1 protein-coding gene is annotated in these 264 nt (G+C 64.0%); it reads left to right on the top strand.

All coding sequences use genetic code 11. The features are described 5' to 3' along the window. Positions 1-11 precede the first annotated feature (11 nt). Positions 12-264: contractile injection system protein, VgrG/Pvc8 family (locus tag PZA18_RS24620; RefSeq protein ID WP_284103516.1), on the top strand; the 253-nt coding region annotated here is incomplete at its 3' end.

Below are 264 nucleotides of genomic sequence, written 5' to 3'. Positions count from 1 at the left end.
AGGATGGCGGCATGACCGTCAACCGCGAGCATATGGCCCACTGGCGCACCGAGAAATCCGTACAGCCGGCCGACTATGTGCTCAACGACTACGACTTCCTCAAGCCCAAGGCCGACCTCAAGGTCAAGGCCATCGTCGACCGCGAACACCCCCAGGCCAAGCACGAAATCTACGACTACCCCGGCCAATACGTGGACCCCGGCGTCGGCGAGCACTACGCCCGCGTCCGCATCGACGAACTGCAGGCGCGGCATGAACGCGTGG

It is taken from the genome of Parachitinimonas caeni, assembly GCF_030129945.1.
Taxonomy (GTDB): domain Bacteria; phylum Pseudomonadota; class Gammaproteobacteria; order Burkholderiales; family Chitinimonadaceae; genus Parachitinimonas; species Parachitinimonas caeni.
The sequence above is the reverse complement of the archived record's forward strand: the minus strand, read 5'-3'. Positions and strand labels throughout refer to the sequence as shown.